The 13,875-nt window shown below is 41.0% G+C and carries 11 protein-coding genes; 10 read left to right on the forward strand and 1 reads right to left on the reverse strand.

What is annotated here, in order from left to right; genetic code table 11:
* Positions 1-50 precede the first annotated feature (50 nt).
* The 10 genes from EHQ59_RS04285 to omp85 all read left to right on the forward strand — a co-directional run bounded on the left by EHQ59_RS04285 (position 51) and on the right by omp85 (position 13,565).
* Positions 51-1,370 carry a helix-turn-helix domain-containing protein gene (locus EHQ59_RS04285; protein ID WP_135617904.1) on the forward strand — a complete coding sequence of 440 codons (1,320 nt, stop codon included), beginning with the start codon at positions 51-53 and terminating at the stop codon, positions 1,368-1,370.
* A 2-nt stretch (positions 1,371-1,372) separates the two neighbouring features.
* A complete protein-coding gene (locus tag EHQ59_RS04290) occupies positions 1,373-2,371 on the forward strand; it encodes a hypothetical protein (protein WP_135617905.1) in 999 nt (332 codons plus the stop codon).
* Between the two features lie 529 nt (positions 2,372-2,900).
* Positions 2,901-3,332, forward strand: a complete 432-nt coding sequence (locus EHQ59_RS04295) for a phosphatidylinositol phospholipase (protein WP_135617906.1) — start codon at positions 2,901-2,903, stop codon at positions 3,330-3,332.
* A gap of 1,018 nt (positions 3,333-4,350) precedes the next feature.
* Entirely contained in the window at positions 4,351-4,566 is a 216-nt protein-coding gene (locus tag EHQ59_RS04300; RefSeq protein ID WP_135617907.1) for a hypothetical protein, read from the forward strand.
* A 249-nt stretch (positions 4,567-4,815) separates the two neighbouring features.
* Entirely contained in the window at positions 4,816-6,069 is a 1,254-nt protein-coding gene (locus EHQ59_RS04305) for an MBOAT family O-acyltransferase (protein ID WP_279638176.1), read from the forward strand.
* Positions 6,070-6,077: 8 nt separating this feature from the next.
* Complete coding sequence (locus EHQ59_RS04310; RefSeq protein ID WP_135617909.1) at positions 6,078-7,598, forward strand: hypothetical protein; 1,521 nt, start codon at positions 6,078-6,080, stop codon at positions 7,596-7,598.
* A gap of 36 nt (positions 7,599-7,634) precedes the next feature.
* Positions 7,635-8,684 carry an aspartate-semialdehyde dehydrogenase gene (gene asd / locus EHQ59_RS04315; protein WP_135617910.1) on the forward strand — a complete coding sequence of 350 codons (1,050 nt, stop codon included), beginning with the start codon at positions 7,635-7,637 and terminating at the stop codon, positions 8,682-8,684.
* 15 nt (positions 8,685-8,699) lie between these two features.
* Positions 8,700-10,700, forward strand: a complete 2,001-nt coding sequence (locus tag EHQ59_RS04320) for a hypothetical protein (RefSeq protein WP_135617911.1) — start codon at positions 8,700-8,702, stop codon at positions 10,698-10,700.
* 4 nt (positions 10,701-10,704) lie between these two features.
* Positions 10,705-12,138 carry a pyruvate kinase gene (gene pyk / locus EHQ59_RS04325; RefSeq protein ID WP_135617912.1) on the forward strand — a complete coding sequence of 478 codons (1,434 nt, stop codon included), beginning with the start codon at positions 10,705-10,707 and terminating at the stop codon, positions 12,136-12,138.
* 5 nt (positions 12,139-12,143) lie between these two features.
* Positions 12,144-13,565 carry an Omp85 family outer membrane protein gene (gene omp85 / locus EHQ59_RS04330; protein ID WP_135617913.1) on the forward strand — a complete coding sequence of 474 codons (1,422 nt, stop codon included), beginning with the start codon at positions 12,144-12,146 and terminating at the stop codon, positions 13,563-13,565.
* 7 nt (positions 13,566-13,572) lie between these two features.
* Here omp85 and EHQ59_RS04335 read toward each other — a convergent pair whose 3' ends face one another.
* Positions 13,573-13,875, reverse strand: a complete 303-nt coding sequence (locus EHQ59_RS04335; RefSeq protein WP_135617914.1) for a P-II family nitrogen regulator — start codon at positions 13,873-13,875, stop codon at positions 13,573-13,575.

Raw genomic sequence — 13,875 nt, forward strand, 5'->3', positions numbered from 1 at the left:
TAAATCGGTACGTACTTGACAAAGTGATTAAATTTAAACAGTTTCATAGCATGCCTTCACACACCGCCTCCTTGTTTGCTTCGGGCAAAACAGGCAAAGATTGGATGGATTCCGTCCTACCAACTTTGTGGGTTGAGTTGTGTACCGAATTTGATTTGCATTGTGGCGTCGTTGTCATTAAGGCAGATCAGGAAGATTCGTTTTATGAATCTGCCAGTTTTGGTTACAGTGAAGATGGATTTTATTATTCTTTTTTAAACCGAGGTTCGGTCCATTGGGAGACTCTGATGACCTCTCTGGAACCAGTTTCCTTTCCAGGTGTGGAGTTCCCCCTTTTTGGGAAAAACACAAATGCTCTTGGGATCCGAATCCACGCTGGAGAAAGTGTGGGTTTTCTTTTGGTGGAGTTGGAAGGCAAACCAAGTTTCTCCGTCCTCAGTCTTCTGATTTTGTTTGCTGAAAAAATTGGAATCGAATGGGGGAAGGGAAACCAATTCATTCCAGTTCCCGTTCAAACCTTGCTCCCTGAAGATTCGTCACATTCTATTTTTAGGGATGAAATTTCGAACTTAGAAGTTGCGATCCAGGAATTCCATTCCAAGCGAATTGTCTCAATTTTTGGAGCACCTGGGATAGGGAAAAAGACGCTCGCAAAATGGATCCACCAGAACCAAAATCCAGGGGCTCCCATTCTTGTTGTGGAGTCTCTCCCTGATCATTTTGGCAAATTTGAGAAGGCGATTTCTGAGTGGGGAAAGGAAACCAATTTAGGAAGTCTTGTGTTTACGAAGGTCCAATCCTTCTCTTTGGGTCAGCAGCAGATCCTGGTGGATTGGTGGTCGAAGTCGGGATTTCAAGGTTTTCTGTTTCTACTTGGCCCCACAGAATTTGGACAAGAAATTTTACCTGAATTCAGCCAACTCCTGCAAACGAATTCTGTTTTTTTACCTTCTTTGAGTTTATTTCCCAAACCTAATTTGGTTCGAATCATCCAGTCTATTTTCCAAGAGCTTTGCCGAACGCAAAATCGGTTAGGACTGGTTCTGGCTCCGGCAGCGGAAAAGGAACTTTCGACTAGAGTTTACCAGGAAAATTTTGTGGAACTTCGGAATCGAATTCTATCGGGAATCCTCACTTGCCGCACCCAAACGGTGGAAGTATCTGACCTGGAAGTGGGCAAAATCCGGATGGAATTAGAGATCCCCGATGCGGAAGATTTAGACTTGCGGCGAGGGATAGAGGCCTTAGAAAGGCAGAAGATTCTTTTGGCTATGAGGATATTTTCCGGTAACCAAATTCGGATGGCAAAGGCACTGGGAATCTCGAGGGGTTCCCTCCAATACAAAATGAAACAACTTGGTTTGATGTAAAGATGGATGATACTGTATACGAAGAGCGGAAAACCCCTGCTGGTTTTCTCGTAAAAGTCCGGCTTTCCAAACTGACCTATGTTGTTTTTACCGAGTCAGGTCCAGAAGTCCCAAAAGGTGCCAAAAACAATTCCATCGTTGTGAACGTCCCAAGAGTGGGATTTTTTGGGGACGATTTCGACGTTTCCCATTTCCATTTAGGTGAGCTTTCTTTTGTGAATGTAAAAGCCGGGAAAATGGTCATTCCATACCAACACGGATTTTCGAACGAAATCAAAACGATTTACTTAGGTACGGGAAGCCAAAGTGACGTCCTACCTGTTGTCATTTATCACTATAAAAACAAAGAAGAATTAATGGCGGCCTGGGAAAGAGGGGAGCAGGCACAATTTCTCGTTGTAGACGAAGAGATCCCTCGTTCCGACATGGTGTCGTTTAAAATCCGATACCCCAGCATGAACATCCTTGTGATCAAAAAAAGGATCAATACCTCGGCGGAATCTCAGTCCCCAAAAACGGATGAGTCCAAGGACAAGGGAGTTGTGGACTATGACAAAGTGCGTGCCACGGACGTTGCAAAAAACCAGAACTTAAACACCTATAGCGAAAATCCAGTTTTCCTTGCGAGAATCCATTTGCGTGCGATGGAGCTCGACAAGGTCAAACAATTGCTTCTCGACTTTCATTTATCATCAGATGATGTCATGTTCATCCGAACCTTTTTGAACGTGATGATCAAAAATGAGTACAATAAGCCGGAACTGGAAACCGTCAAACCACAACTCATCGCCATGAACGAAGCCTTTCGTTTGGCAGTTCTCATCTTGGAATTCCAAGTCGAATCATTTGAGAAAGAATTGGACACTGGTTTCTCGAAAGACATCTCCAATATGATCTATGCACTCCTTGCCAAAGAGCAGGATCTTGCCAAAGACCTAGAACACGAAATTGTTTTGTGGGAATGGAAATTGCGAGTGCGATCTACCCTCTACAAAAAATAGCCAAAATTCCTAAAAAAATGCTTTATTTTTCCCGAATTTCGGTGAAATCTATGGATATTACTATGTTTTTCAGGGAAAAAATCAAAAATGTGGCACGAAATTTGCAAATGTTTGCGCCCGTGATATGCCTTCTTGTTTTTTTGATTTTTCCTCAGACAAATCTTTTAGCCAATGAATGGGATAGACCCGTTGTCCTTATGGAAGACCCTCTAGTTCCTGCGATTGAACTTCGAGAGGGAGTAGTGAGCGAAGTACGTTACGAGTCCGAGAGCGAATTGGCATGGGAGAAGGTAAACCTCACTGAGGAAAATCACTCCACAATCGAAAAAAACAGTTCCGATTTGGAAATGCAGTTTGTTTTCTCCGAAACTTCTAAACCAGAATCCTCCATCTCACCTGCAACATCGTTGGTGGAGCAGGATTCCAGACGTTCTCAAGTAAGAATAGATGGGTTTGGATCTAAGCAAGAACCGCAGCATTTGGGAGTAAAATCGATTGCCAACTCAGGACTTTTTGGTTTTCTGGGGATATGTCTCAGCCGAAGCGAGTTGCCTTCCAAAAATTTCTCAACGCCATGCGAAAACTTTCCACTGAAGTCAATGACTCAGAAATCTGCAAACGATTGGAAATCCTCATGGCAACGAGTAAGGATGACCTCCCTTTGGCTCTCGTCAACCAACTCCTCCAGGAGCCAAGAGACTTCGATCCAAAAGCCATTCACGAGCCCTACACGCAGTATGTCCGACATTTCATCTACATGGTCAAACGGAACGGAAGAATTCCCAATGATATCCTCGCAGGGGATGAAGATGGTCATGGGGAAGGTGGAGGCAGTCGTTCTGGAAAAAAACCAAACAAACAGGTTACTGGAACGGGTCAGCCTAAGCCAAAGAAGTCAAGTGCCAAGTCTAGCTCGGCAGTGAAGAAAGCGAAAGCTCCCTCAACTAAATCTAAAAAATAAAGGAATTCGTTCCTAATACACCAAAACACCAAAGACCAGTCACCTTCCTTTCACTGGTCTATATCCTTACATGATTACAAACACAAGTCCTACTCCGACTAGGGTCGCAAGTGGGCTTATCGTAAACCTTACCAATCGCTCCTGTGCGCACCACAGGGGGAAAAGTCAAAAAACCCCGCTGTTTGGACGAATTTTACCTTTCCCGCAAAAACTACCTAAAATTAGGCAAATAATGTGAAAATTTGGACCAATCTCTGTCTAGGAGTGGGTTTCCGAGCAAATCAGCAGATTTCCTGGTATGATTTTGAATAAAACTGCCTATATTTAGTCATTTATTGAATTGGCGGGTTGGACCCAAGAAGTGACGAATGTTCGGCAGTCTCTGGCGAAGGGTTTTGCTCCTCTTGCCTGGATCTCGGCAGTGTATGACCGTAAGAGGGCGGGGAAAAGCCGTCCTGCCTACACACAGGCGCCTCCTTCTCGGCAGATCAGAAGTCCCTTGGGTCTGACCATATGGCGTCACTAGAATCGGATTCGGGTTTCAGTAGGAAGTGACGTTAGCTCCTTGTCCTTCTTTAGGAAACAGGCGGGGAGATGTCGGAAGAGTGTCGGGGATTCGTCAGATAAACTTCCGAATTTCCATAGAGAAAAGCAGTTCCTTAAGTCCCTATTTTGTAGCTCCCCCAGGATCTGCAGTCGCTTTATCTACCTAGGGCAGCGAACCACTGGGGTAATTTAGGCCCAAAGAAGGATTGAGTGGGAAAGAGCGTAAAAACAAAAAATTCAGTGATTTTTGCCGAAATTTCGGCATTTAGAGGAAAAAATCCGGCATTTACGGCCATTTTTCCAAGCCAGACACACAGGGAAAGACTCGACTCCAGAGGGCAGAAATCAGACTGTTTTATGGTATATTTCTGCCAGATTGTCATGTGTAGGCAATTTGCATCCACCTGTAAAATTGGCAGAAAAGGGAATATTGGTTGCCAGGGCATGTCCTCTCCTCATCTTTCCCTGGTATATGGCAGAAACAATACGACTACGGGTGAAGTGTCACGCTTGCTCGAATGTGATAGAAGGAACCGCTAAGTATGGTTCCGGCCACTTTGTTCCCGAAGGGGTTATGTTTGAATTTGTGGCAATAGGGAAAGTGGAAGGGGCAAAGGGACGCCGAGTGAAGGCCGAAGTGACCTGCACTTGTCCCAATTGCGGCGTCAAATGCAAATACAATGTTTAATGCTTTTATTTAAGCAAATTAATGCTCTTTAATTCAGCTATATTCGCACTATTTATGACCATATCTTTGCTGCTATGGTATTCTCTCACTAACCTGTTGCTTAAATATAATCAAGAAAGTGCGCTTGCATTGGGCTTTCGGAGAGCATTTTTAGTCCTATATTTGCTAATTATTAGTCTATTATTTTATGGATTTTGGAATCATTTCTACCTGATTTTAATCATGTGGATCGCCTTGGTTGATTTTTGGATGGCGAATAGGATTTTTCGATCGAATTCCCGAGGGCAACGTAGATTTTTCCTTTGGGTTTCCTTATGCAATAGTTTAGGAATTCTAATTTTCTTTAAATATGGGCATTTTATTGCTGAAAATTGGGCATTATTGTTTGGATTGCCGAATGCTTCACTCGGTTCCTTCTGGAGCCAATGGTTGCTTCCTGTTGGGATTTCCTTTTATACCTTCCAGTCGATCTCTTATGTTGTGGATGTTTACCGGAAGGAATTGCATCCTGAATCGAAATTTTTGTCGTACTTGCTGTTTTTAAGTTTTTTCCCGCAACTCGTGGCAGGTCCAATTGTTACTGCCAAGTCCTTTTTGCCCCAGATTCGTCGCCCTATGGATCTGACTCGTATCCCTATTCTCTTTGGGGGATTTCTCATTTTACTTGGTTTGTTTAAAAAAATGGTATTAGCAGACCATTTGGCCGAAGTAGTCGATTTGGTTTTTGCTCATCCGGCGGAGATGTCCACTCGATCTCTTTGGGTGGGAATGTTTTCCTACTCCTTTCAGATCTATTGTGATTTTTCGGGATACACGGATATTGCCCAAGGCACGGCACTTCTCTTTGGCTTTCGGCTTCCTGAAAATTTCCGGATGCCTTACCTTGCGAGTGGTTTTTCGATGTTTTGGACTCGATGGCATATTTCCCTTTCGCAATGGCTACGGAACTACCTATACATTCCACTCGGTGGGAATCGAATGGGTAATTTTTTTACATATCGGAATTTGATTATGGTCATGGCCATTGGAGGACTTTGGCATGGAGCTTCTTGGAATTTTGTTTTTTGGGGGATTGGGCACGGTGGATTTTTAGTTTTGGAGAGATGGGTTGGAAATCGGTTTCCATCTCTTTCGATGTACGTTCCGAAACTGTTCAAAATTCTTTTTACGTTTATCGTCGTGAGCCTACTTTGGATTTTCTTTCGGAGTGCGAATTTTGCAGATTCTCTGTGCTACCTACAGGGTATTTTAACTAAAAAAGAGGGTTTTTTACTACCATATAGCTTGGAAATGAAGTTTGTTTATTGTTTCAGTTTCCTAATTTTAGGACATATTTTAGGATTATTTTTCTTTCAAGAAAACAAACAAATGTTAGATCATTTTGAAAAAATTCAAAATTCCTTAAGAAAATCGCTATTTTTTGCATTTTTGGCTGCGATTGTAATGGTTCTCATTGTTTTGTATGCAGCTGAAAGTAAACCTTTTGTTTACTTTGTCTTTTAGGGATTGGTATGAAAAAACGGATTGGCATTCTACTTTGTTTTTTGGTTTTTCTATTCGCCGTCGATTTTTTGTGGTTTCGAAAACTCCAATTCCTTGTTCCAAACGAATCGCCTTGGAATACTAATCATTTCTTTAATTTTTTATATGAATACGAAAGAATTCGTTCTCTCCCTAAAATCAAAAAAAGAATCATCATCGTTGGAAGTTCTGTTGCCTATTATTCCATTGATGCAAATCGACTCGAAAATACCTTACGTGAGAAATATTCCTTAGATGTAGATGTGTTTTATTTGGCCTATGCGGGAAACAGCCCCTTGTATGTGTATTTACTTCTCCATTGGTTAGGGCCTTTGCAACCAGACTTGGTTGTGTATCCTGTTAATTTTATCGATTACCGCCTCCACCGAACATATATTTTGTTCCCTGAAGGGAGAAATGACGCTGTGGATGAATCGGTGATGGTGCAAGATGCCCTTACCTTTACAGAAGCTCCTCAATCCTTATGGGTCTTCCCATGGGAAACTCTTATGGAAGTTGGATCGGAGATGGACTGGGAAACCTGGTCTCGGTATGTCGTTTCCTCAACGTTTACTTTTTACCGGTACAAAGACATCTATGAGCAAAACTTGCAAAACTTAATCCAACACAGATGGGGGCGAAATACGAGTTACCATTCCTATATGGGGGTTTTCATTCCAGAAGGTGTCAATGGTCTTGGTTGGACCGGGAAACAGTTCACTTTTCTTCCTACGAAAAAAATGCAAGAAAAAGGGATTTGGTTGGAAGTCACTCCTTACCTCCTCGCAGGTTCCCCCTGTAAACTTACCTTTAGAAATGAAAAACGAGAGCAGGTTGTGAATTTGAAGGAAACTCGGTGGACGAATGTTCGTTTGGATCCAAACTTTTTCCAAGACAATCTGCCAATCACGGCCACATTGGAGAGAGTTTGGTTTGCTCATGAAGCCAGTGGTGCGTATTTAGATTACCATTGGGATCCGATGGGAGTGCGTTTGGAACAAACTTTTGGATTAGAGGAACCGAAATCGGGTGTGCAATACAAACGAGAGCCTAGAACCGAGGACTTTCGGTACAATGGGATGGATGACAAAACCTACACTCGCTATTTTTACTATCGATTGTTAGAAGGTTTAGAGAAACGACCCGGGATTGGTTATTTGGTCGCATTAAAACTTGCCAAGGAACGAATTGCAAAGGAAGAATTTAGGCCCTTGTTTCATTTCCGATACTTAGCAAAAATCGCAGACCATTTCAGAAAGCGAAATGTATCGTTTTTGCTCATCAATAACCCCGAAAATCCGATCTCACTTGCTTGGTATGAAGATTCCAAATGGTACAAAGACCATTTGGATTATCTGAAATCATTGGAATCGGGGTCAGTTCATTTTTGGGACATTCACGGAGTTCTTCCGATGCAGGGATTTTCCGATTTTCATCACTTCACTTATGTCGGAATGGAGCAAATGAATTCGATTTATGCGGAAAGAATTGGAAATCTCTTTCCGAAATAACATGTTTTTCAATCCTTACATTAGATAAGGAAAATTATGGAAAAAATCAAAGTTGGAGTCCTGGGAGCAACAGGATCCGTCGGTCAAAGATTCATTCAACTTTTGGAGAATCACCCTTATTTTACGGTGACTCATTTAGCAGCTTCTGAAAAAAGTGCGGGCCAAACCTATGGTGACGTAATGAAGTCTCGTTGGAAAATTTCTTCTGACATTCCTGCTTATGCAAAAGACATTATCATTTCTTTACCAGATCCAAAAGTCACGAAGGGCGTACAACTCGTGTTTAGTGGCCTAGATGCATCTATTGCAGGTGAGGTGGAAACTGCCTACGCGGAAGAGGGAGTGATGGTTTTATCAAATTCCAAAAACCATCGTATGGATCCAAACGTTCCCATTCTTTCTGCCGAAGTGAACTCTCATCATTTGGATGTGTTAGCTGCACAAAAAACAAAAGGGAAAATCATCACAAATTCGAACTGCACCATCATGGGTGTGACCATTTCCTTAAAACCACTCATGGATGCTTTTGGATTAAAGTCTGTTATGTTATTTTCGATGCAGGCAATTTCGGGAGCAGGTTATCCTGGTGTTCCGACGATGGATATCCTTGGAAACGTTGTGCCTTTCATCGGTGGAGAAGAAGACAAAGCTGAAGTAGAACCTCAAAAATGTTTGGGGACAGTGGAAGGCGGTGTGATCAAATCCGCAGACTTTAAAATTTCTGCTCATTGTAACCGAGTGCCTGTCTTTGATGGTCATACGGTTTGTGTTTCGGTGGCCTTCGATAAAAAACCAAAAAAAGAAGATATTTTAAAGGTTTGGGCCGATTTTCAAGGGGAACCTCAGAAATTGGGATTGCCGTTTGCACCGAACCCCGCTATCCTTTACCGCGAAGAAAACGATCGCCCGCAACCACGTCTAGATTTGGACACGGGAAAGGGAATGACAACCGTAGTGGGAAGGTTACGAGAAGATTCAATCTTGGACTGGAAATGGGTTGTCCTTTCGCATAACACGATTCGAGGTGCTGCAGGTGCTGCCATCTTGAATGCAGAGTTATTGTATAAAAAAGGATATTTTAACTAAGGACTCTTTACAACCATGTTGGATCCAAATCTCCCAGAATTAAAAGTCATGGACTACACGGCCTGTCTCCAAAAGGTGCAGGCTATGGATTCTCGTGGAGATTTTTCCTATAAGGGAATTTATAAAGTACTCCTCGTTATCTTTGAATGGACAGATAAGTTTTTACAAAACCGAGTTTTGCCGAATGTGGAACAAATCGAAAGAGATAGTTCCATTGATCGGGATCGCACAGAAAACTATGTGATCGATCTCAGTTACAAACAAAACCCTGCCATTATCAAAAAATTAAATGTTTTGGAATTTCACCCTAATGAACCAGGGGATCCGGAAAATCCAAAAACCTACATCAAACACAACACTGTATTTGCAAGGCCGACTACCTCGGATGGAGGAACTGCCTTTCGTTATGCACTTGGTTTAAACGAACTTTCGACAACAGCCATCAAGGGATGGTACAATGAAAAACGGAAGTATGTAGGCAAAGAAAAAATGCGAAAAGTCATCAAGGCAGCTGTAGATGCCAATCGACTTTTTGATACATATGCGTCTACAGAGTTAGGAAATTTGTTCCAATGCCCATATGACAAAACCAAAGTGCAAAAAGATGCAACAATTGTCATTCATCTCAAACCAATTCTCAAACAATTGGTAGATGATAAAATTTTGTTTTTCTTTCGAAATGATTCTGCTTCGAGACCAGCAAACAAAAGTGTGTTTTTATACAACAGACCATCAGAGATTGCGGATCGTTATGATGCTTATGTGGACTATGCAAAAAATACCATTTACCCAGCCTTAAAAAACTTAGGTGTGATGGGCGAAGTGACTGAGGACTCTTGGAATTCTCCAAAAAACATTTTAACAGAAATCAAAGGATACATGAACGAATCCTACGGTGACCAAAAAACTCTAATGGAAGAGTGTTTGGTGTTAAATGAGATCATTGAAAAAGATAAAGAAAGAGAAGAAAAACAAAAACGAAAACAACAAATAGAAGATTTAATGGCTTTCCTTGCGGAAGCTGGCCGGATCGTGGAAGTTAATTTACTGCGTGTGAGTGGCGAACCACTTACCGATGAATTCCGAGCTACGTTGTTATCTCAACCTGAAGTTTTATATACGGAGTATGCTGATAAACGTGTTTATAATGAATTTATTTTACATAAATCTTGTATCCCTCAAGCTATCGAATCCGCAAAACGAACCTTCCAAATCAAACACTCTGATTTAGAAATTCGTGTTTTAAATCAAATGAATGTAACGATCCATTTGAATGATGAAAGCCCAAAACGTTTGTTAGAGGAAATTGAGGCACAAAGTCTGTTCCAGTTTTTGCCATTTTTTACAAGGCTTTGGAGGATGATTATGGGGAATATGACAGTCCATAAATTTGAGATTCCTCCTATCAAAGCAAGATTACAACAACAATTGACTAGGGATTTGGCAAGCCAAAAGGTCAAAAAGATTTCCCAAGAAAAAGAACGTTTGGTGAAAGCTAGGTTGAAAGAAAGAGAAGAAGCCGAAAAAGACGCTGAAAGAAAATCGAAACAAGGCCATTCACATTCAACTCCTACAAATCAATCTAGGGATGATGACGAAGATTCGGAACCAACCAAACAAGGAAGTCCGGAAGAAGAAAAAAAATGGAAAGAATCCATTGAAACCATCATTCGCATTTTAGATGAGGCTTGGGAATTTGGAGTATATCCTGATCGTGAGTATGTACTTTCCAAACTCAATGGAAAGTTTACAGAAGAGAATTTGATCTTTTTCCTAAAAAAATTTGGCGGTAAAGAAATCTATAGTTTCCCAATCCGCAACCAAAGAGAAAAGTTCCCTTGGCCAATTTTAGTATCCACTGGGTATCTCAAACGGCATGGCAAAAAACTATTTGATAAAGTATCTGCCGAAAGTGAACGCCAAAGAAATGATAAATTTCCAAACCAAGAGAAATTTGACATTGCGGAATCGCAACTAGAGTTTCTAAACCGAATTTTACCAAAATTAAAACCTTAACATTATGCCAGCAATAGAACAACTTAGAGCCAGAAAAACCAAGATCGTTTGCACCATAGGTCCTGCGACAGCATCAAAAGATATGATCCGAAGTTTAGCTTTGGCCGGGATGAATATCGCAAGGATCAACATGAGTCATGGTGATCACGAATTTCATCGAAAGATCATACGGATTATCAAATCGTTAAATAAAGATGAGTTACACAAACATCCGATCTCTATCTTACTTGATACACAAGGACCAGAGATTCGCACTGGGGATGTCCAAAATGATCTACACTTAAAAGTCGGTGAGACATTTACCTTTCACATCATACCTGGTATGGAAGCGGAAGCGCAAAGTGTATTTGTCAACTACCGTGATATTGTCAAAGATTTAAAAGTAGGTGATAAGGTAACAGTTGATAACGGTTTAATCAACCTTGCTGTTCAAGAAATTCGTGAAAACGAATTGATCTGTACTGTGTTAGACGGTGGTAAATTAGGCTCTAGAAAACATATCAATTTACCTGGAATTCGTGTGAATATTCCGTCGATCACGCCAAAAGACCAAAAAGATATTTTATTTGGTTTGGAAGAAGATATTGATTTTGTGGCTTTGTCCTTTGTCCGATCAAAAGAAGATGTTTTGCAGTTACGTGATATCATCGACGAAAAAAAACATCATGCACAAATCATTGCCAAAATTGAAGACCAAGAGGGCTTAAAAAACTTAGACGAAATCATCAAATCGTCTGATGGTATTATGGTAGCGCGTGGGGATTTGGGTGTTGAAATTGAAATTGAAGAACTCCCGATCGTACAAAGACGAATTGTCAAACGTTGCCAAGAAGAAGGCAAACGAGTGATCGTCGCCACTCACTTACTCGAATCCATGATCCACAATCCTTCCCCGACAAGGGCCGAAGTAACGGATGTTGCCAATGCGGTTTATGAAGAAGCTGATGCGATCATGCTTTCTGGGGAAACAGCAATGGGTAAATACCCGGTGCGTTGTGTGGAAATGTTGGATAAAATTGCACGTCGAATGGAGATGTCGATTAACTTAGGTCTTGCGGCACAAAGAAAACCAAAGGACCAAAAGGAAGAGATGGCTCGGTCTGCCGCAAATCTCGCAGATTCCATGCAGGCTCATGCCATCATTGCGATCACAAGACGTGGGATTACAGCTAATAATTTAGCATCGTTTCATCCGAGATATCCAATTGTACATGCATTTACAAATATGACATCTGTTAGACGAAAACTCTGGCTTACACGTGGTGTGATTCCATACAGAGTTGATTTTTCTTCTGATCCTGAAAAAACAATCAATCTTGCCATCCAAACACTTGTGAATAATGGGTATTTACAAACTGGGGAAAAGGTTGTGATTTTATCGGACATCATTGCCGGTGAAGATAGAGTCGAAACCATCCAAGTACGCGAAGTCAAATAAACTCCATGCCTTTAGGTAAAGCGATACAATGTTTGGTATATCTGCCAATATTTGTCGTTTTGCCGTTGTTTGCTGATGAGAGAAGTCCCGATGTTCCCGAATGGTTGGGTGAGTTCAAAAAATTAGACGAAAAGGAACTCGCCAATAAAAAGGAAGGGTGGTATGCCACAGGGTTACCACTGATTGGGAATGATGCCGTCAATGGATCAGGCCTTGGGATCAATGCCAATCTCTTCTATAATGGAACTAAAAACGATTCTTCCTTTAAATATACTCCTTACGAACATTTGTTTAACATTGGTGTGTATCGAAGTAATCGCGGAACACAACTCAATTATTTAGCTTGGGATGCACCTTATTTTTTAGATACGGCTTATCGATTACGAGCATATGTTGGACATGATTCCAGTTTGTACAACCAATACTTTGGTGTAGGTACGGAAAGTTTACAACCTCTCTATTTCAAAGATAGAAATGCGGATGGAAGTCGGATAGTCAGGAATGCAACTTTTTCTGATTTTGAAAATGCCAATGCGTATGCGAAAAACAGAGGACTAGGTCGTGAGTTTACGTCCACACAACATTATCATGACTACCAATTTGAAACAACGTATGGGCAATTCGCTTTAGATAAAACTATATTTCAGGTATTTCGAGTTTGGGGTGGAGTTGAGTTTTCTAAAAATATTGTAAGACGATATGATGGTAGGTCAACAGAAGCAAAAGAACCTCTTACGAGTGGAAAAGTACCAGCTATAGAAGATACTTCTAAAATTACAGAAGATGCCAATTCTGGAAAAATCATAGGTGTAAACGGCGGGAATCTAAATTATCTAAGAGCGGGACTTGCTTATGATACAAGAGATTATGAACCAGACCCGGACAGGGGTTGGCTCGTTGAATACAATATCAATAAGGCTGAAAAGACAATTGGATCAGATTTCAATTATTTACGACATTTTGCCCAAATTAAAAATTTTTATCAACCTTTCCCAAAATCATTTGAAGAGTTCGTCATCGCACAAAGAGTAGCGCTTACAAAAATTGAAGGGAATGTACCTTTTTTTGAATATCGATATTTATTTTCCATAGATGGGCCCTTTGGTGCGTTAGGTGGGCAGAATACTCTACGAGGTTACAGACAAGAACGATTTTTTGGTCCTGTAATTGGCTTTTATAATATCGAACTTCGGTACCGGTTGGGGAGTTTTTCACTATGGGGTCAATTTTTCCAGGTGAGTATCGTTCCATTTTATGATGTGGGACGTGTTTGGGACAAACTGAGACAAGTGAATGCATTAGATTATAAACATTCGCGTGGATTAGGATTACGGCTTGTTTGGGACCAAGCTACTGTAATCCTAATCGATTATGCTTATTCAAGAGAAGACCAATTATTCTATGTGGATATGGGTCATACTTTTTGAATTGACTTTACTGAAATCTTCCTTTTCGAATCACTTCCACATCATTCATAAAAATCACCATCGGAAATTTCTCTAAGTATTTCTCCGATATGATTTGAAAGATCTTCATCGCTTTTGCTTCGGAAACCAAAGATTCTAAACGGATGTTTTTCCCTTCCCAGGAAGTAAGGTGCTCGTGGTTAATTCCTTCCCCTTTTGCTTCACTGATCGTATACCCTTTGACATTCACAGATTTTAGTTCTGAAACCAGGCGATCTTGTAATACTTCATCGGCTATAATGGTGATGAGTTTTGCTTTTTCTAATTTCAT

Source organism: Leptospira kemamanensis, from assembly GCF_004769665.1.
Lineage (GTDB): Bacteria > Spirochaetota > Leptospiria > Leptospirales > Leptospiraceae > Leptospira_A > Leptospira_A kemamanensis.

Bases quoted from the DNA above. Each gene is read 5' to 3' on its own strand.
- EHQ59_RS04310 (WP_135617909.1), top strand. From the start codon at position 6,078: ATGAAAAAACGGATTGGCATTCTACTTTGTTTTTTGGTTTTTCTATTC.
- EHQ59_RS04335 (WP_135617914.1), bottom strand. From the start codon at position 13,875: ATGAAATTAGAAAAAGCAAAACTCATCACCATTATAGCCGATGAAGTA.
- omp85 (WP_135617913.1), top strand. From the start codon at position 12,144: ATGCCTTTAGGTAAAGCGATACAATGTTTGGTATATCTGCCAATATTT.
- EHQ59_RS04285 (WP_135617904.1), top strand. From the start codon at position 51: ATGCCTTCACACACCGCCTCCTTGTTTGCTTCGGGCAAAACAGGCAAA.
- EHQ59_RS04295 (WP_135617906.1), top strand. From the start codon at position 2,901: ATGTCTCAGCCGAAGCGAGTTGCCTTCCAAAAATTTCTCAACGCCATG.
- asd (WP_135617910.1), top strand. From the start codon at position 7,635: ATGGAAAAAATCAAAGTTGGAGTCCTGGGAGCAACAGGATCCGTCGGT.
- EHQ59_RS04305 (WP_279638176.1), top strand. From the start codon at position 4,816: ATGGCGAATAGGATTTTTCGATCGAATTCCCGAGGGCAACGTAGATTT.
- EHQ59_RS04290 (WP_135617905.1), top strand. From the start codon at position 1,373: ATGGATGATACTGTATACGAAGAGCGGAAAACCCCTGCTGGTTTTCTC.
- pyk (WP_135617912.1), top strand. From the start codon at position 10,705: ATGCCAGCAATAGAACAACTTAGAGCCAGAAAAACCAAGATCGTTTGC.
- EHQ59_RS04300 (WP_135617907.1), top strand. From the start codon at position 4,351: ATGGCAGAAACAATACGACTACGGGTGAAGTGTCACGCTTGCTCGAAT.
- EHQ59_RS04320 (WP_135617911.1), top strand. From the start codon at position 8,700: ATGTTGGATCCAAATCTCCCAGAATTAAAAGTCATGGACTACACGGCC.